The organism is Pseudoduganella violaceinigra DSM 15887, assembly GCF_000425385.1.
GTDB lineage: Bacteria > Pseudomonadota > Gammaproteobacteria > Burkholderiales > Burkholderiaceae_D > Rugamonas > Rugamonas violaceinigra.
Genome location: NZ_AUDI01000019.1, coordinates 15,362 through 33,286, shown reverse-complemented (window position 1 = coordinate 33,286; position 17,925 = coordinate 15,362). Strand labels below are relative to the sequence as shown.

Here is a 17,925-nt window from a genome sequence, read left to right as displayed (position 1 = left end):
TGCTGATTGACGATACCGCAATTTACACCAACTTGCGCGCGACGCGGAAGCCCACCACGTCGTTTGCCAGCAGGGCCGAGTAGCCGTTACGCAGCGCGGCGCGCAGATAGCGCGGCTGATAGAGCCATGCGCCGCCGCGCAGCACGCGGCGCGCCTGGTCGCCCCCCTGTTCCCAGGCGCTGCCGTCGATCGGTGCGCCAAGGTAGTTGTCATGCACCGGATCCTGCGTCCATTCCCACACATTGCCATGCATGTCGAACAGTCCCCAGGCATTGGGCTGGTAGCTGCCGACGCGCGTGGTGCCGCCGCGGCTGCGGCCTTTGGGCCCATTGTTGTAAGTGAATTGACCGTCGTAGTTGGCGTGTTCCGGCGTGATCTCGTCGCCGAAACTGAACGCGGCGCGGCTGCCGGCCCGGCAGGCGTATTCCCATTCCGCTTCGCTGGGCAGGCGGTACTCCTGGCCGGTCTTTTCGCTCAGCCACTGCAGGTAAAGCTGGACGTCATGCCAGCTCACGCACACCACGGGGTGACGCTCGTCCTGGACAAAGCCCGGCTGCTGCCAGTCCACATCCAGCTTCGATTCCCAGCCGGTCGCCTTGACGAAAGCGCGCCACTCGCCCACCGTCACAGGGTAGCGGCCCAGCGCGAACGATTGTTCGATGCCGACCCAGTGCGCCGGCAGTTCGCGGTCCAGCCAGGTCTTCTGGGCGCCCGCTTTCTCGGCCAGCTTGTGCTCATGATCGTTTGACCCCATCTGGAAGCGGCCGGTGGGGATCAGGACCAGGTCGGGGCCCACGCCGCTGCCGTCGACAAATTTATCGCGCAGCACCCCCTCGGCATCGGCCACCGGGCTTTGCGATGACGGCAGCAGGGCCGCCAGTTCGGCCGCCTTGCGCGCGGCCTGTTCCTTGCGGTGGCGCTCCTGTTCGGCGCGGTAGGCGGCTTCCGCCTTGTATTGCGCCAGCTTGCGCTGGTGTTCTTCCTCGGCCTGGCGCGCCTTCAGCGCGTCCGCGTCGCGCCGGGCGATCAATTGCTGGCGCAGGCTCTCCTTGCGCTCGCGCGCCTCTTGCTCCGCCTGCTGCTTGCGCTGCTTCTCCTGTTCCCGGCGCAACTGCTCCTGCCGGGCCTTTTCCTGGGCGGCGGCCAGGGTTTCGGCCTTCAGGCGGGCGGCCAGCTCCGCTTCCTTGCGCCGGCGCTGTTCTTCTTCCTCGGCGCGCGATATGGCCTCGGCCCGGCTGCGCGCTTCCCGTGCGGCGCGCGACTCGCGCTCCTGCCCCGCCAGCGCCGCGCGTTCGGCCTGGCGGGACGCCTCGCGCTGCGCGGCCTCCTCGGCGTTCGGCTCGGCAGCCTGCTTCAAGGCATCCAGCAGGGCGTCCACCGACTCGGGCCGTTCGGCGGCCCGGTTGGCAAAGCCGCCCTTCAATACTTCCCATTGCTGCGCGTTGAGCGATGCGGGCCGGGACGGCTCAAGCTGCGCGGTGGCCTGCCCATCGAACGGCAGGCGCCCCTCCAGCATTTGGTAAATCATGACCGCCACCGCATAGACATCGACCTGCGGACGAGGCACGGACTGGCCGGTACCCGCTTCCGGTGCGCGGTAGCCGGCGGTACCGGCATTCGGGGTTGCCAGACCGAGGTCGGTGCCGGTGCTGCGTACGCGCGAGGCGATGCCGAAGTCCAGCAGCTTGATCTCGCCGGCCTTGGTCAGGAATACATTGCCGGGCTTGAGGTCGCGGTGTACCAGGCCGTGCTTGTCCCAGGCGTATTGCAGCGCCGCCGCCACCGGCCGCAGCATGCGCTCAACCTGGGCCGGGGTGGCCTTGCCGTGCTCCTCCAGCCAGGCGTCCAGGTCCTGTCCTTCCAGGCATTCCATGATGATGAAATAACTGGACGTGGCCGGATCCTGCGCCCACTCGTAGACCCGCACGATATTGTCGTGCGCCAGGCGGCGTGCCTGGGTGGCCTCCTCGATCAGCAGCTTGGCGTGCACCGGGCTTTGCGTCAATTGCGGCGGCAGGATCTTCAACGCCACCACGGCACTGTGTCCCAGCTCCGCATGGGTCGCCAGGTCGGTGGCCTGCCACACCTGGCCCATGCCGCCCATGCCGATCAGGCGTTCCAGGCGGTAGCGGCGGTTGTGCGGACCGATCTCCTGCCCGGCCATCAGGCCAAGTTCGGTGCCCTTGCGCGGGATGGCGATGGGCGCCGGCGCTCCTCCCGGCGGCGCATATTCCGCATCCAGGATGGCATTCTTGCGGCGGTCGAACTCTTGCAGGCTTAACAGGCCATCGTCGTGCAGGGCACGCAGTTCGCGGATCTTGTCTCGGGCTGTCTGCATCTCTTCTTGTGCTTTACCTCGCTAACGGCGCCCCGCATTCCGGACAGAATTTGGCGTCGCCGCAATCGGTCGGCACGCTATGGCCGTTCGGGCAGCGCTGCGCCGTCACCGCTCCCACGCTGGCTTGCGCCCGCAGCAGGTCAAGCTGGTGCTGCCTTTCCTTGTCGCCCGCGCTGTCGCGGTATGACCGTTCATCGCGCACTTCCTCGCGCGCCAGCCGCAACGCCTCGGCGGGAGTAATGCTGTTTTCGGCCGCCACCACGGCGGCCAGCGCCTGCAGCTGCTCGGGCGACATCGCGGACTGCGCCTGCTGGCGCATCAGCCGCGACAGCGCTTCGGCATTGGGCGTCGCCGCCAGGGCGATTTTCGCAGTATCGCTCATGCGGCCGATCGATTCGAGCCGCTCGATATCGATGCGCGCCATGTTGGCGGTATGCTGCTGCTGCGCCACCATGCTGCCGTATTCGACCTTCCAGCGCTGGAAACGCTCGTCGCGCTCCACTTCCATTTTCTTCAGCGCTTGCTGCCACTGCGCCTCCTGGTCGCGCAATTTCAGCTCCAGGCGCTGCTCTTCCACCGCCACCTGGTCCAGCATGGCCTGGCGCGCCAGGCCTTGCGTCTGGCGCTGCTGCACGCCGTCCGATTCAATGGTGCGCAGCAGTTTTTCATACTGGTCGATGGATTCGGCACTGGCGCCGCTGCGCTTGAGCTCATCCATCTTGGCGCTGATCTCGGCAACCTGGACGCGCGCGCCGGCGTCTTTCGCCTCTTCGCCGCGCGCCATCTCGCGCTTGCGGGCCAGGTGCAGCCCTTCTTCCCACTCGGCGATGCGTTCCGCCTCGCGGTGCCGCGCCGCGTTGGCCAGGGCGATGCCCTGGAATTTCGCGCGGTGATGCTCGGCTTCGATCTCAGCCTCGCGCTGCTTGGCGTCGGTTTCGGCCCGGCGCAGGAACTGCAGCTGATTGCGGCGGTATTCCTCGTCTTCGATGGCCAGCGCCTGCTCGATCCGGTACCGCAGCTGCTGCTGGTAGATCTGGTGCGAGAAGCGCTGCTTGGCCAGTGCTTTTTCTTCCAGGCCGGCTTGCTGCGCCAGCTCCATTTCGGTGCGCATCCGGATCTGTGCCAGACGGCGCACCTGCTCCCATTGGGCCGCTTCGCCGGTATGCAAGGTTTTGTGGCGCGCCAGTTCGTGCTCCAGGTCGGCCAGGGCCATCCCCGCACCAAAATCGAACGCCTGCTTGCGCGACTTGGCCTCGGCGATGCGGCCGTACAGGTCGATCTCGCGCCCGCGGATCCCCTGCATCTGCTCTTCCGCCTCCGCCTTCAGTTCCGCCTTGCGGTAATCAGTGCGCATTTTCTGCTCCTGGCGCCAGATGGCCTGCCATTCCTCCTCGTCATACAGCTTGTCGATCTGCTTGACGTGCTCCAGCTGCGCCTGGCGTTCATCGGCGATCAGGAACAGGCTGCCCACGCGCTCCCGGTTGTCGTCGTATTTGTCATGGCGCAGGGCCAGCACCTCCACCCGCTCCACGGCCAGCCCGAATTCGGCCAGGCGCTGGCGCAAGGCGTTATGCAGGCGTTCATTCAGCTGTTCGCGCAATACCGTGGAACTGGCCATGTCGCGAATCGGGCGGCTGCCCAGGAATTCGGCGGCGACCTGGCGCACGGAGGGCGCCAGCAGCTCATGCAGCTGGAGTGTGGTAACGCTACCGGGCACCGTCATGAAATGCCGGGCAAAGGCTGGCACATCCTCCACTTGCAGCGCGACGGTGAAGCGTGCCGCCAGCTTGAGCGATTCGGCGCTATGCAGGTCGGTGAAATTGAACTCCACCGGCAGCGGCGTAGTGCGGGTGATCAGGATTTCGCCCTGCTGGTCCCGCAACAGATTGGCCAGCCGCGTAAAGAAGCCTTCCAGTTCGTAGTCGCCCGGCGGCACTTCGGTGGCGCTGTCGCCCTGCAGAATGTAAGCGCGGGTGGAGGCCGGGACGCGCAAAGTCTTGGTGAAGATGCCCGACAGCTGGCGCATGCCAAAATACACCGCCAGCTCATCGTTGGCGGGAATCCAGCGGTTCTCGCGCAGCACCGGTTCACTGTGCGGGGCGCCCAGGCTCAAGCCGCACTGGTTGCAGTAGCCGGAACTGTCGCCGTTGCGGTGCTCGCATCGCGGACACTTCACGCCGCCAAAACCAAACATCTTGAACATTTCCCACTCCTCGTCTGAGCCAGCGCCTTAGATTGTAACAGGGGCATCATGCACCCAATACACGCCTCCTTATCTTGGCACAGGAGCTGCCCATCCATTCGTCACGACTGAAGGCGGATTAGCCCTCTTTTCACCCTTCAGCGCTGTCGTTTTTGCATTTCGTGCCGCGAATTCGACCCCTCATCGCATGGCGATAGCTGCCGGCCGCCGCCAGGGCTACAGTGTGCCCATGGGAAGTCATCAACCGGAGCACATCATGCAAGCACTGCGTAATTTCGAAGCCATTTTCATCGCCGCCATCGGCCTGGCCTGCGCCGCCAATTTCGTCTATGACCGCAGCACGTCCGAAACGCCGGCCCGCCCTGCCGTTGCCGTTGCCGTTGCAGCCCCCGCCGCGCAGGCAGTGCCGCTGGTGGTGGTCGCCGCCCAACGCATGAGCCAGGAGGAAAAACAGGCATCGCTGGCAGCGGAACGCAAGGCCTCAATTCCCGGCAATATTTGAGCAATTGTTACGTCCCTGCGGGATTTGTAAGAAACTGAATCAGGCTTTTATTCCCAGCCGTGCGCTTGCTATATTGAACTCAGCGCAATACCAACCGGAGATTAGCCATGATCAAATCGAAACTCATCGCTGCAGCCGCCCTGGCCATTGGCATGGCTGCATTCGCGCCAAGCGCCGCAATGGCCCAGGTGGACTTCAGCGTCGTCATCGGCAATGCTCCTCCACCACTGCGTTTTGAAAGCGTACCGCCGCCGCGCTACGGCTATGTGTGGGCGCCGGGTGTCTGGCGCTGGGATGGCTACCGCCACGTCTGGGTGGGCGGCCACTGGCTGCAGGAACGTCCGGGCTACCGCTACACGCCGTCCGAATGGGTGCATACCGGGAACGGCTGGGGGTGGCGCGAAGGCGGCTGGGCCGTCTACGACAACCGCTCCCACTACGTCCAGGGCCCGAACTACATCTACCGCGAGCCAAGCCGCGAATATTATTACCACGACCGCGGCCGCCACCGGGACCGCGACCATGACGGCATCCCGGACCGCTATGACCGCGACCGCGACAACGACGGCATCCCGAACCGCTATGACAGGGACCGCGACGGCGACGGCGTTCCGAACCGCTACGACCGCCGCCCGGACAATCCCCACCGCCGCTGACGGCGTCATGGCCGCCTGGCCTGCGGCAGCGTTCGCCCGCTGCGCGGCCCAGGCGGCACTGCGCCCTACGCGCGCAGCGAGGGTCACAGTCACCTGTTAAAGTAGAGGAAAACCAATCCGGCACCTGTTGCGGCCATATTCATTCATGTCAACAAAACAAGAAAAGGCCCGCGCCGAAAAACTCGCGCGCCAGCTTGCCCCCGCATCACCCGCCGCATGGCATGCATGGTTCGACGGCTCCGCCCATCCCAACCCCGGCCGCATCGGGATCGGCGTGCTGCTGTCCGGGCCCGGCGGCGAGCGTGTTGAGATCAGCCGCCGCGCAGGCAGCGGCACCAGCGGCGACGCCGAATACCTCGCCTTGATCGCGGCATTGGAAAAAGCGGTGGAGCTGAAAGTGCCCGAGCTGCTGGTCTACGGCGACAGCCAGGTGGTGGTGCAGGATGTGCTGGTGTCGCCCGCCGCAGGCGCAAAGGCGCTGGAAGAACACCGCGCCCGCGTGGGGCAATTGATGGCGGCGCTGGCCCAGGTGCATGTGCGCTGGGTGCCGCGCCACCGGAATGGCGACGCGGACCGCCTGTCGCAGCAGGCGATCCGCGAAGGCAGTGCCTAGCGCACTTTGAAGACGCTGACCACCTCGGCCAGGTTGCTGGCCTGGTTTTGCATGGATTCGGCGGCGGCTGCCGCTTCTTCCACCAGGGCGGCATTCTGCTGCGTGACCTGGTCCATCTGGCCGACCGCCTTGTAGACTTCGTCGATGCCGCTGCTTTGTTCGGCGCTGGCGGCGGTGATCTCGCTGATGATGTCCGATACGCGCTGCACGCTGGAGACGATTTCCTCCATCGTATTGCCGGCGTCCGACACCAAGCGTGTGCCGGCGTTGACCTTTTCGACCGAGTCGCCGATCAACTGCTTGATCTCTTTCGCCGCCGCAGCCGAGCGTTGCGCCAGGTTGCGCACTTCGGCGGCGACAACAGCGAAACCGCGCCCCTGCTCGCCTGCGCGGGCGGCCTCCACAGCGGCATTCAGCGCCAGGATATTGGTCTGGAACGCAATGCTGTCGATCACCGAGATGATGTCCACGATCTTGCGCGACGAGGCATCGATCGACTCCATGGTGCCCACTACTTCGGCCACCACGTTGCCGCCCTTGCGCGCCACCGAAGCGGCCGCGCCGGCCAGCTGGTTGGCCTGGCGGGCGTTGTCGGCGTTCTGTTTGACGGTCGACGTCAGTTCTTCCATCGAGGACGCGGTTTCCTCCAGCGACGCCGCCTGCTGCTCGGTGCGGGCCGACAGGTCCTGGTTGCCCGCGGCGATCTCGCTGGACGCGATGGTGATCGAATGCGTACCGTTGCGCACTTCGCTGACGATATTCAGCAAGGACTGGTTCATGTCCTTCAGGGCGCCCAGCAACTGGCCCGTCTCGTCGGCGCCGTGCACAAGGATATGGCCGGTCAGGTCGCCCGCCGCCACACGGCGCGCGGCATCCACCGCACGCGACAGCGGCGTGGTGATGCCCTTGGTCAGCACATAGGCGCACACCGCGCCGAAGGCCACGGCCAGCACTGCCAGCACCGTCAGCAAGCTGCGGCTGTGGGCCGAAATGCCGTCGATTTCCTTGCCGATGGCGTCGATTTTCCCGCGCTGCATGGACAACAGGTCCTGCACCAGCTTCTGGTACTCGGCAGCCGCCGGGCGGTAGGTTTTCTCGAACACGTCGTTCGCCTGCTCCAGCTCGCCGTCGGTCTTCAGCTTGGCGACCTTGTCGCGCGAACCGATATAGACCTTGCGCTGCTCCATGACGCGGTCCCACTGGGCCTTTTCGTCGGCATCGCTGATCAGCGGTTCAATGCTCTTCTGCAGTTCGGCCGAAGCGGCCGTGGAAGCCTTCGATTCCTCGGCAAAGAAAGCGCCCAGCGAGGCATCGCTGCTGCGGGCGATCGCCGTGGTGCGGCGGATCGCGCTGTCGATCTTCGAATACCAGTCCGAGATCATGCGTTCCTTCGCCAGCGGCGTTTCCATCATATGGCGCGTGGCGCCGGCAACCTGCTGCAAGCGCCAAACGCCGATGGCGGCGATCACGATCGAGAGTGCCAGCGTGACGGCAAAGCCGAAGGCCAGGCGTTTGCCGATGCTCAGGTTGTTCAACATCTTCACGCGGCCATCTTTTCGATCAGGCCCATCTCGGCCGACGACATCAGGCGTTCGATGTCAACCAGGATCAGCATGCGGTCATCGATGGTGCCCAGGCCGGTGATGTATTCGGTATCCATGGAACCGCCGATGTCCGGCGCCGCCTTGATCTGCTCCGGCTGCAGGGTTGTCACATCCGACACGGCATCGACCACGATGCCGACGGTGCGGGTCCCGATGTGCAGGATGATGACGACCGTGAACGGGCCGTAGGTCGGCTCGCCCAGCTGGAAGCGCACGCGCATATCGATGATCGGCACGATCAGGCCGCGCAGGTTCATCACGCCCTTCATATAGTCCGGTGCGCTGGCAATGCGGGTCGGGTTCTCGTAGCTACGGATCTCGCTGACCTTCTGGATATCGATGCCGTATTCTTCCTTGCCCAGGGTGAATGCCAGGAATTCGGCCGGCTGGTTGGCAGTTGTAGTCATGATAATTTTTCACTTATGAAGGATGACAGTACTATGTTACCGTAGACCAATAAAATAATCACCAACAATTTTGCCATGGAGAAACATACAAACTTGCGCGAAATACATGGCACAATTGCGCAGCTATTAACAAAGACATGGCATTTCTATGGATATTTCGCTGAGCAGTTGGCAGCCGCGCCTGGTGGCGCTGGCCAGCGCCGCAGCGGGCGACGATGGCGCCCACGACACCAACCATTTGCATCGCGTGTGGCGCAACGCCACCCTTCTGCTGGAGCAGCACCCGGAAGCCGACCGCCTGGTCGTGATGGCCGCCTGCTACCTGCACGACCTGGTCAACCTGCCGAAAAACCACCCCGAGCGCCACCTGGCGTCGCGCCAGGCCGCCGTGCTGGCGCGCGCCCAGCTTGCCGAGGCCGGATTCCCGGCCGGGCGCCTGGACGCCGTGGCCCACGCTATCGAGACCCACAGCTTCTCCGCCGCGCTGGAACCCAAGACATTGGAAGCGCGCATCGTGCAAGATGCCGACCGCCTCGACGCCCTGGGTGCCGTCGGCCTGGCCCGCATGTTCTATATCGCCGGACGCATGGGCACCGCGCTGGCGCATCCGGATGATCCGCTGGCGAACCAGCGCGAACGCGACGACAAAACCTATTCGCTCGACCACATCGAAGTCAAGCTGGCCACCCTGCCCGGCACCATGCAGACCGCCGCCGGCCGCGCCCTGGGCCAACAGCGCTTGCAGCAATTGCTGGCCTTCCGCGACAGCTTCGTCGCAGAATGGGCGGTGGCAGCATGAGCGAAACCAAGTCAAAAGGCAACCTGAACTTCGTCCTGATCAGTATCTTCATCGACATGCTGGGGATCGGCATCATCGTGCCCGTGCTGCCGATCCTGGTTGGCCAATACGTGCAGGACCGCGAGCTGCACGCGCTGTGGTACGGCATCATGGGCGCCACCTTCGGCCTGCTGCAGTTCATCTTCATGCCGATGCTGGGCGCGATCAGCGACCGCGTCGGACGCCGGCCCGTGCTGCTGTACTCCATGGCGGGCATGGGTATCAACTTCCTCACCACCGCCTGGGCGCCCAACCTGGCCTGCCTTTTCATCGGCCGCGTGATCGGCGGCATGTCCTCGGCCAGCATGTCCGTGGCGTCCGCCTACGCCTCCGACATTTCGAGCCACGAAGACCGCGCCAAGAGCTTCGGCAAGATCGGCGCCACCTTCGGCCTGGGCTTCATCTGCGGCCCGATGCTGGGCGGCCTGCTGGGCAAGTACGACCTGCACCTGCCCTTCTATGTGGCGGCGGCGCTGTCCTTCACCAACCTCGCCTACGGCTACTTCTTCGTGCCCGAATCGCTGCCGGAAGCGCAGCGCGGCAAGTTCCAGCTGGTCTCGGTCAATCCATTCAGCTCGCTGGCCAAGCTGGCCCGGCGCCAGGACATCCGCGGCCTGGTCATTACCTTCGCCCTGGTCACAGCCGCGCAAATGATGCTGCAGGCCACCTGGGTGCTGTTCACCCACTTCCGCTTCGGCTGGGGCCCGGGCGAAAACGGCGCAGCGCTGTTCTGCGTGGGCTTATCGGCGGCCGTGGTGCAGGCCGGCCTGCTGGGAATACTGATTCGTAAATTCGGCGAAGTACGGTTGTCGCTGATCGGCCTGACGTCGGGCGCCATCACTTATTTGATGTACGGCCTGGCGACGCAGGGCTGGATGATGTACGTCTTCATCCTGTGCAACCTGCTGGCCTTTGCCGCCGGCCCCGCACTGCAGGGCATAGTCTCCAAGGCCACCCCGGCCAACGAGCAAGGGGAATTAATGGGATCCCTGCAGTCGATCAGCAGCATCGGCACCTTCGTCATGCCTTTGCTGGGGGGCGCCATCCTGGGCGCGGTCAGCCACCTGCCGCCAAGCGACTGGCGCATCGGCAGCACCTTCTTCGTCTGCGCGGCGATGCAAGCGGTCGGCATCTTCGTAGCGCGGCGCTACTTCCGCCAGCACCATATGGCCGCGGCGGCAGCGACGGAAACGGGTGCATAATCGCCCCATGACCGGTCGCGTGCACAGCTTCTTCCGCCAACTGCTCGCCGCCCTGCCGTTTGCGGCGGCGGCCATGCCCGCGCATGCCGACTGCTCGCGCGACATCACGGTGCCGGTATCGACTACCGGCGTCAGCGTCATCGTGGGCAACGGCACGATCAGCGGCATTTATCCGGACCTGTTCCGCAGCCTTGGGCCGCGCGCGGGCTGCCATTTCACCTTCAGCGCCGTCCCCCGAGCACGCCAGGAACTCCTGTTCGAATCGGGCAAGGCCGACCTGCTGCTGCCGGCAACCCGAACCCCGGCACGCGACGCACATGGAATATTCGTGCCGATGGTCGGCCACCGCGCCGTATTGATCTCGCTGCGCAGCCCCCGTCCCCAGATCGCCAACGCCCAGGACCTGCTGGACCGCCGCGACCTGCGCGTGGCCGTGGTGCGCGGCTATGACTACGGCGAAGCCTACCAGGCATTGGTGAGAGAGCTGGGACGCCAGGGACGCTTGTTCACCGAAGTCGATGCCACGGCGATCGCACGCCTGCTGTATGCCGGTGCGGTGGATATCACCATCATGGGACCGACCATCCTGGCAGGCGCGATCAACCGCGAAACGCGCGTGAACGGCATGCTGGAGAAGCTGCGCCTGGAGCCGATCCCGGAACTGCCATGGCAGCAAACCGGCGTCTATGTCTCGCGCCGTTCCCTGACGCCGGACGACCGCGCGGCCCTGCTCGAGCTGCTGGAACGCGCGGCAAAGTCGAACGTGGTGCTGGAAGGCTTCCAGCGCTATCACAAACCCGAGATCCTTAACGAAAGCGTACGCCCCCGCTGATGTCTCCTACCGTTGTTGCCGTCGTCTTATGCGGCGCGCTGCTGCACGCAAGCTGGAATGCATTGGTCAAGGCGGGCCGCGATCCCTTCTTCAGCACTGTGCTGCTCACCAGCGGCGCAGCCCTGCTCTCCCTGGCCACCCTGCCGTTCCTCACCCAGCCTGCTGCCGCCAGCTGGCCCTTCGTGGTCGCATCCACCGTCATCCACTACGCGTATTACGGACTGCTCGCCGCCGCCTACCGCCACGGCGACATGAGCCACGCCTATCCGCTGATGCGCGGCAGCGCGCCTTTGCTGGTCGCCGCCTCGAGCGTGCCGCTGCTGGGCGAGCATCTCTCGCTTACGCAGTACGCCGCTGTGGCCTGCATCTGCGGCGGCATCTTCGGCGCCACCAGGGCAGTATCTGCCGCCGGAGGCACCGCCCCCACCTCCCGCCGCCGCTCCACCGGTTACGCGCTGCTGAACGCCCTGCTGATCGCTGCCTACACGCTGGTGGATGGCGTTGGCGCCAGGGCGTCCGGCGCACCGGCCGCCTACGTCATGTGGCTGCATGTACTCTCAGGTACCGGGCTGCTCGCCTGGTGCGTGGTCCGCTGCCCGCGCGAATTCAAAGACTACGCAAAACAATATTGGCGCGCCGGGATCCTTGGGGGCGCAGGCAAGCTTGGCGCCTATGGCCTTGCGCTCTGGGCCATGACCCTGGCCCCGGTGGCGGCAGTGGCGGCCCTGCGCGAAACATCCATCCTGTTCGCCGCCCTGATCGCCAGGTTCTTCCTGTCCGAACGCATTAGCCACAAGCGCGCGATGGCAATTTCGGCGATCGCTGCGGGCGCGGTGCTGATGCGCCTGGCCTGACTTGAATTGGAAACTATGGACCCTACACTTTCTGCCATCGTTGAAGAAGCCCAACGCACTTATGGGGCACACACGATTCTGCTATACGGATCGCGTGCGGACGGGAGCCACACGCCGGAAAGCGACTACGATGTAGCGGCGTTCGCAGCTGTCGCGGAAGAGCGCCAGGACAATTCCAAAGGCGACTGCGACGGACGGTGGGACTTGTTCATCTACCCGGAATCGATGCTGCAACATCCGACCAGCGAGCTGCTGAAACTGCGCGGTAGCCGCATAATCCTGGACCGGCGCGCGCTTGGCGCGCCATTCCTGTCGCAGCTGGACGCAATTCATGCGGAAGGCCCAGGGAACATTTCGCGTGAGGATAGGTCGGTCAGGCAGAACTGGGCACTCAAAATGCTGGCCAGGATCCGCCGCAATGACATCGAAGGAAACTACCGCAGGGTATGGTTATTGATGCTGCTGCTGGAAGACTACTTCGAGCTTCAGAACAGGTGGTACCAAGGCCCGAAGAAGTCCTTCGCCTGGATGAAGGAACATCGGCCCGCGGACTTCACCCGATTCGACCAGGCACTGAGGCCCGATGCCTCGCTCAATCAGATTGAAATGCTGGTGACCTGCGTGTTCGGAGAAGGTGATGCGTACGTTTCCGCTCGTTCAGCGTCATAGTCCGACAAAGCAGGAGTGCACAGCCCAATCCTCCACCTGGAGTCCTGCCAGCCACAAGACCATCAGTACAAGCAGCGCAAAGCCCACTGCAGCCCCGCCCCGATAGCTTGGTCGGCTCATGCAGGCCACTGCTGCACCGCCAAAGATTGAGCTGAGAATCATCGAGAAGAACGCAAAATCTTCAAGTGCGATTGCTCGAACCGGATCACCGTACGAGCCCCCCTTGGTATCTCCTGCACAACCTGCCTTGAACGAGATCAGGAGCGACACGGCAGCGGCAATCGCAAACAACAGCAAAAAACCCAGCGGAAGGGCAAAGGTCTTCAGTTTTCGAGGATTCACTTTAAACACAGGGATAGCAGATATATGACAAACTTTGGCTTCTTTGCCTTTGATATGCCAACAGTATATTCGCGATCGATTTTTTCTGGGACGCATTCAAAGGCAATCAGGATTGCCAAACCAGGTCGATGCGCGGTCAACCACCTCCGAGTCGCTGCCACTGCCGTCGAAGGCCCAAGCAACGATCCCGTCGGGTCGAATCAACAATGCGCTCAATCCAAGCCGATTCTTCGCGTCGCTTGCGACATAACGGATACGCTCCTCCCAGCAAGCAGCGAACGACCTAAAGCTCCCATCGAAGTCGAGAAATAATCCATCACCGTTCCGCAGGTGTTGATTCAGCCTGCTCCCGTCGGCCAATTCGAAATCCGGGGCGCTGCGGCCCACCAGTGGATGAACGCCCCCGAGATCGTAGCGAACTTCGACTCCCCAGACGCGCCCCGCGAAATAAGTGGCGCCATCGTCTGTCTGAATAAGGTCGCGAATGATCGCCTCAAGCGCACGAGAACTCCGGTCTGGCCGCATCAACGCCACCTGCGCACGCGACCAATCGAGAACCTGCGCACCGACCGGATGCCGTTCGCGTTCGTAGCTATCGAGCAGATTCGCCGGGGCATCTCCACGTATCGTTGCCGCAAGCTTCCAGCCCAGGTTCATGGCATCGCCAAGGCCAAGATTCAGCCCCTGGCCGCCCAGCGGAGAATGGACGTGCGCTGCGTCGCCGGCCAGAAGCACCAGCCCCTTTCGGTACTCTTTCGCCTGAAATGCGCGGTCGGTCCAGGTCGTGGCGAGTTCCAGCGCGGACACCCTGACGTCTGTACCGGAAATTTTGCGCAGCACCGTTTCGATATGTTCTCGCGTAATCGGATCGCGGCGGTGAAAGGCGCCGCCATCAAAATCGACCATCCCTATTGTGCCCGGTTCCGCATAGTTATACATCCCGGTCGCAGTGTAATGGCGGCCGGGTTTGAGCGTACATCCATCCGCCAGCTTCACCTGGGCCGAATAGCCGGTGAACTCGGGATCGGTACCCGTGAATGCAATCCCCGCCAGCTTACGCACCGCACTGCGCCCGCCATCGCAACCGACCAGCCACTGTCCCCTGAACTCTTCGCCTGCTGCGAAGACGGTGACGCCGCTCTCCGATTGCTTCAAGTCTTCAACGCCGTATCCGCGCAGGATCTTCACGCCCAGTTTCACCGCACGGGCCGCCAGTACAGCTTCGATGCTTGCCATATCCGCTGCGACGTTGCTGATCGGCGTAGGCAGGCGGTATGGCCACTGCGTGCTGTCGATCTGGTCGTGGAAAAATTGGATACCCGCGAAATGACCCGCCGGGCGGCGTTGCTGTTGCATCCAGTGTGCTGCCGCAGACGTGTTGCGGCTTGCGGCGCGTTCCTGGAGCGGGCGCAGCAAATCGCGGCGATCAAGGCTTTCAATGGTCGGTACGGAAAGGCCCCGAAGTCCGAACGGAAGCTCCTTCAACGGAGTATTGGGATTCTGTGCCTGTTCAAGGATAAGCACGGAACAACCGGCAAGCCGCAGCTCACAGGCGAGAAACAGTCCCACCGGGCCGGCGCCGGCGATCAGGACGTCATGGGAATTGGTACGAGGTGTATGCATGTCTAGCTCCATAGTCGATGTTCGACCGAAGCGTTCTCAAGACCAGAACCCTCACGGACGAACAATTGAACGCCAGAAGGCGTCAAATATTCGTCGTGGAGATCCGGCTATGAGCCAAAGACCAGAGCTTTCGTTACCGAAAGGACTTGGGCTTACCAAACCAAGTCTGCCTTTTCCGACAGGCGGACTATAGCATCAGTTGAAAAATGCGGTCAATAACGTATGTGGGCATGCATGTCATCACGAGTCCTTCTGGGACTTATGAAATGAGCTTTCAGCCTTGCCAGAAGAGTCTTCTTGTAACCGCGCAAGACAGTGTTCGCAATGTTGAATGCCTGTTCCCTGTGCTGGTCTGTCAAGTGGGGCATGATGAACATCATTTGGCCAAATTTCTGCTGGTCGAAGTATTCATTCTGGGAGTCGTCAAGGGCAGCGATCATTTTCAAGGCCTGACTGATTACCCCGTTCACATCCATGTCTTTTCGCACGGCGCTAAAGTGATACAGGTTATGCAGCAGCTCCAAGCTCGCAGGCAAAGTGTTGAAGTCGACCATAAACTGCTCATACAGACTTTCGATCTCACCTTCCTGCAAATGAGGAGCAAGTTTGAGCAGGCAACGATTCCTTAGGTAACCCGACTTGAATTTCCTGGCGCGAGCCGCGAGCCTGACCGCATCGTCGTGCTCAAGGTATGCCGCATTGCGGACGACTAGATTAGTTATCTCTGTATCCGAAACATCCGGCAAGTCGAGATGGGCGTTAACCACCGCGGTTTGGGACTCCTTTTTCAAGTAGCGGAACATCAACTTAAGCTGATAGCTCGCCTCCATTGCCCCATCGAAGAACTCTTGGACGATTTCGTTGAAAATCTCCTCCTGTTGCTTCATCCCCATAAATGGATAGAGGCTAGCGAGCGCTCGCGTTTTGTACGGTTCAGGCATGCCCAGACTAGCTTGATACGCCAGCTGGGCAACTTCAGCGGTAAACAAATGTGCGTACCTGTTGATGCAATTTGCTTTCCCATAGCCATCCTCAATATCGTTAATGGCAAACCAGATGACTGAAATATCGTAATTCTCGACGTGGACGGGATTTGGCCTTCGGCCTGTGCATCGCTCAATCAAGTCAATGAAGGGGGCTTTATTGATTAAGAACGAATTCAACAAACCAAAGAGCCGTAACGACCGTTCAGTCGTTCTCTTTCGGTAAAATTGGTCAATCAGCGACGAAGCAAAGTAGCTCGTCATACTATCGTCGGGGTAACCGTTGACTAAATCAGCAAGCTTCCGCACCAATGCTTCGGGAATTTCCCGTTTTCCCGGGTAGCCTACAGATTGAGCAAACTCCTCCTGCAAGGCGCGGTAGGCCGTATATACAGACTTCTTTTCCATTTTTAAGTCTTCTGAGCAGAGCGGCCCGCGCGAATGAGTGCGGGCTGGGAAAACGCCATGCCTGGACTACACTGTCTCGTCACGATAAAACCTGAATACATACCAAAGCGGAATTGCCCAAACAAGCAAGATCACCTGCGCAAGCTTGAGAGACACGGCTGCCACGACCAAACATAGGAGAAGCAAGAAGCGACGGCCGCGCCGCGACAATGGGATCGAGGAAAACAGGAAAGCCGATAGGCCGATGGCCTGGGCGATCACTGCGCAGATCCATATCAATCCCGCCCTTGCCGGCGAATCGGGGGAGAGCAGTTCGGAGAACAAGGCGCCCTCGCTGTGAAGAATGATCAATAGCCCTGAGCAAAAGATGGCGGCCCATACGAATGAAACCGCCGCTTGAAATCGAGAATTTTTATATTGATGCATACTTGATACGGATATCTCTTTACGTGCAGTTCGCTTACTTCCAAACACTCGGCGGTCTCCCTTGCTCGGTTTCGCGGAGAATGGCAAGCGTCTTCTCGTCAATCGCCTGGCCCGGCACATGTAGCAGGACGAAATGCGCGAATTCAGGAAGTCCAAGCAGCATGGCGGAGACACGAACCTTCTCCCCCGAGGGCCCATCCAATTCAAACCACTTGAGCACCGGTGCATACCTGAGTTTTCGCACGTCCAGCCAATTCAGGCTGCCCCGCTGCCCCAGCATGCGTCCGTATTCAATGCCGGTATCGGACACGCGATGACGGGCAAACAAGTAGTCGGCAATCAACGGGGCCGGCAGCAGTCCAAATGCGATGAACATCACTGTCGTCCAGATAGTGCTTGTCTGATTTTTCCAGACAGTGTTTGAGCCGATGACGATTCCGAAAAAGAACGCAACGCCAACAATGCCGATCACGAGGGTGCTGACAGGGTGGCGCAGTAAATTGCGTTCCGACTCGGGGCGTTTACGTAGACGTGACTTGGCAACCCAACCGATCATGACGGCCATCGTCAATCCCCACAAAACCCATTTCACCAGCTGTATCCACATGTCCTGTTTCATTTTATTCTCCCATGCGTGCCGTTGAATCAACATTAACGCAGTCGAAAGAGCCGCCAACCACGCTCCCGGTATTTGGCTACGCGAAGATCATCTTTTCATTACCATGCGTTCGATAGACTGCATTCCAGCGACCATCTTATCCCTGGCTGCAATAGCCCCTCACCCAACCTTCGGGTGTCGCACGTTCATCGTCGAAAAATACCCGCATAGCATTGCTCACGACAGCATCGCGACCAGCGCAGTCGGATGGAATGACAACCCCAGCAAGCCGCACAAGCCCATAAAGACTCCGAACCCAGTAGGTACCATCGACAGCATGAACAGCCAGCGCTGCTTGGTGAGCGCCGTGATCGCGAACAAGGCGATGGCGATCGCCAGCATCGCATCGGACAGGTCGAACTGGTCGTCCTTGAAGTTCAGCGCATCGTAAGTCTTGTCGTCCTGTTCGGCCTGCGCCTTGAGTTCTTCCTTCTTGCGCTTCTGGTCGGCCGCCAGCTTGATGTAGCTGTCAATCGCCTCATCATATGAAGACTGCTCGCTCGCAGGGCGCCCCGCCTTGGCCAGCTTGAGCTGCACAATCGTCGCATTGGCGACTTCCTCGCGAATATTGCGTGCCTGGTAGAAGGACCAGTGATCGACCTTGTTGGCCTGCGCCTGCTGCATGGCCTGGTTGATGTTGTCGTCCTTGACCTTGCAGATCCCCATGAAGGTTGCGAGGATGGCCACGACCACCGCCACGCGCATACTGAGGGGATTGTTATCGTCTTTCTCGTCCATACTAATTCGTTTGTTTTGATTGGAAATTC

At 61.8% G+C, this 17,925-nt stretch carries 17 protein-coding genes; 8 read left to right on the top strand and 9 right to left on the bottom strand.

The annotated features are described in order from the left end of the window. Nucleotides 1-22: 22 nt before the first annotated feature. Together H597_RS0112335 and H597_RS0112330 are read right to left on the bottom strand one after the other, a co-directional pair. A complete protein-coding gene (locus H597_RS0112335; protein ID WP_028102422.1) occupies nt 23-2,338 on the bottom strand; it encodes an SUMF1/EgtB/PvdO family nonheme iron enzyme in 2,316 nt (771 codons plus the stop codon). 13 nt (nt 2,339-2,351) lie between these two features. After that, complete coding sequence (locus tag H597_RS0112330; RefSeq protein WP_028102421.1) at nt 2,352-4,541, bottom strand: SPFH domain-containing protein; 2,190 nt, start codon at nt 4,539-4,541, stop codon at nt 2,352-2,354. Nucleotides 4,542-4,797: 256 nt separating this feature from the next. On the opposite strand from H597_RS0112330, the gene H597_RS0112325 reads away from it, so the two are divergent. The 3 genes from H597_RS0112325 (at nt 4,798) to H597_RS30660 (ending at nt 6,312) form a co-directional block, all read left to right on the top strand. Then, nucleotides 4,798-5,043, top strand: a complete 246-nt coding sequence (locus tag H597_RS0112325) for a hypothetical protein (protein ID WP_028102420.1) — start codon at nt 4,798-4,800, stop codon at nt 5,041-5,043. 107 nt (nt 5,044-5,150) lie between these two features. Further along, nucleotides 5,151-5,699, top strand: a complete 549-nt coding sequence (locus H597_RS0112320; protein WP_035374027.1) for a YXWGXW repeat-containing protein — start codon at nt 5,151-5,153, stop codon at nt 5,697-5,699. 145 nt (nt 5,700-5,844) lie between these two features. After that, nucleotides 5,845-6,312, top strand: coding sequence for a ribonuclease HI family protein (locus H597_RS30660; protein ID WP_051293733.1), 468 nt, complete (start codon nt 5,845-5,847; stop codon nt 6,310-6,312). Here the strand turns inward: H597_RS30660 and H597_RS30655 are convergent. Together H597_RS30655 and H597_RS0112305 are read right to left on the bottom strand one after the other, a co-directional pair. Next, nucleotides 6,309-7,856 (bottom strand): methyl-accepting chemotaxis protein, encoded by a 1,548-nt coding sequence (locus H597_RS30655; RefSeq protein WP_035374069.1) that lies wholly within the window; start codon nt 7,854-7,856, stop codon nt 6,309-6,311. The genes H597_RS30660 and H597_RS30655 overlap by 4 nt on opposite strands. Further along, nucleotides 7,853-8,323, bottom strand: coding sequence for a chemotaxis protein CheW (locus H597_RS0112305; protein ID WP_051293732.1), 471 nt, complete (start codon nt 8,321-8,323; stop codon nt 7,853-7,855). The genes H597_RS30655 and H597_RS0112305 overlap by 4 nt, the downstream gene beginning before the upstream one ends. A gap of 148 nt (nt 8,324-8,471) precedes the next feature. On the opposite strand from H597_RS0112305, the gene H597_RS0112300 reads away from it, so the two are divergent. Genes H597_RS0112300 through H597_RS30650 form a run of 5 tightly spaced genes read left to right on the top strand, consistent with a single transcriptional unit; the run spans nt 8,472 to nt 12,718 of the window. After that, complete coding sequence (locus tag H597_RS0112300) at nt 8,472-9,122, top strand: HD domain-containing protein (protein WP_028102417.1); 651 nt, start codon at nt 8,472-8,474, stop codon at nt 9,120-9,122. Next, nucleotides 9,119-10,363, top strand: coding sequence for a TCR/Tet family MFS transporter (locus tag H597_RS0112295; RefSeq protein ID WP_028102416.1), 1,245 nt, complete (start codon nt 9,119-9,121; stop codon nt 10,361-10,363). Before H597_RS0112300 ends, H597_RS0112295 begins: the two co-directional genes overlap by 4 nt. 7 nt (nt 10,364-10,370) lie before the next feature. Continuing rightward, the gene (locus tag H597_RS0112290; protein ID WP_028102415.1) at nt 10,371-11,195 is read left to right on the top strand and encodes a substrate-binding periplasmic protein; all 825 of its coding nucleotides are present in this window, start codon (nt 10,371-10,373) and stop codon (nt 11,193-11,195) included. After that, entirely contained in the window at nt 11,195-12,049 is an 855-nt protein-coding gene (locus tag H597_RS0112285) for an EamA family transporter (RefSeq protein WP_028102414.1), read from the top strand. Before H597_RS0112290 ends, H597_RS0112285 begins: the two co-directional genes overlap by 1 nt. Before the next feature lie 15 nt (nt 12,050-12,064). Continuing rightward, nucleotides 12,065-12,718, top strand: coding sequence for a nucleotidyltransferase domain-containing protein (locus H597_RS30650; protein ID WP_051293730.1), 654 nt, complete (start codon nt 12,065-12,067; stop codon nt 12,716-12,718). Here H597_RS30650 and H597_RS0112275 read toward each other — a convergent pair. From H597_RS0112275 to H597_RS0112250, 5 genes are all read right to left on the bottom strand, one after another. Then, the gene (locus tag H597_RS0112275; RefSeq protein WP_028102413.1) at nt 12,713-13,069 is read right to left on the bottom strand and encodes a hypothetical protein; all 357 of its coding nucleotides are present in this window, start codon (nt 13,067-13,069) and stop codon (nt 12,713-12,715) included. The genes H597_RS30650 and H597_RS0112275 overlap by 6 nt on opposite strands. Before the next feature lie 87 nt (nt 13,070-13,156). Then, entirely contained in the window at nt 13,157-14,683 is a 1,527-nt protein-coding gene (locus H597_RS0112270) for an FAD-dependent monooxygenase (RefSeq protein ID WP_028102412.1), read from the bottom strand. A 212-nt stretch (nt 14,684-14,895) separates the two neighbouring features. Next, entirely contained in the window at nt 14,896-16,074 is a 1,179-nt protein-coding gene (locus tag H597_RS0112265; RefSeq protein ID WP_028102411.1) for a hypothetical protein, read from the bottom strand. Between the two features lie 460 nt (nt 16,075-16,534). Next, on the bottom strand, nt 16,535-17,119 hold the full coding sequence (locus H597_RS0112255; protein WP_161630603.1) for a PH domain-containing protein: 585 nt from the start codon (nt 17,117-17,119) through the stop codon (nt 16,535-16,537). 216 nt (nt 17,120-17,335) lie between these two features. Beyond that, a complete protein-coding gene (locus H597_RS0112250; RefSeq protein WP_028102409.1) occupies nt 17,336-17,896 on the bottom strand; it encodes a DUF4337 domain-containing protein in 561 nt (186 codons plus the stop codon). Between the last annotated feature and the right edge of the window lie 29 nt (nt 17,897-17,925).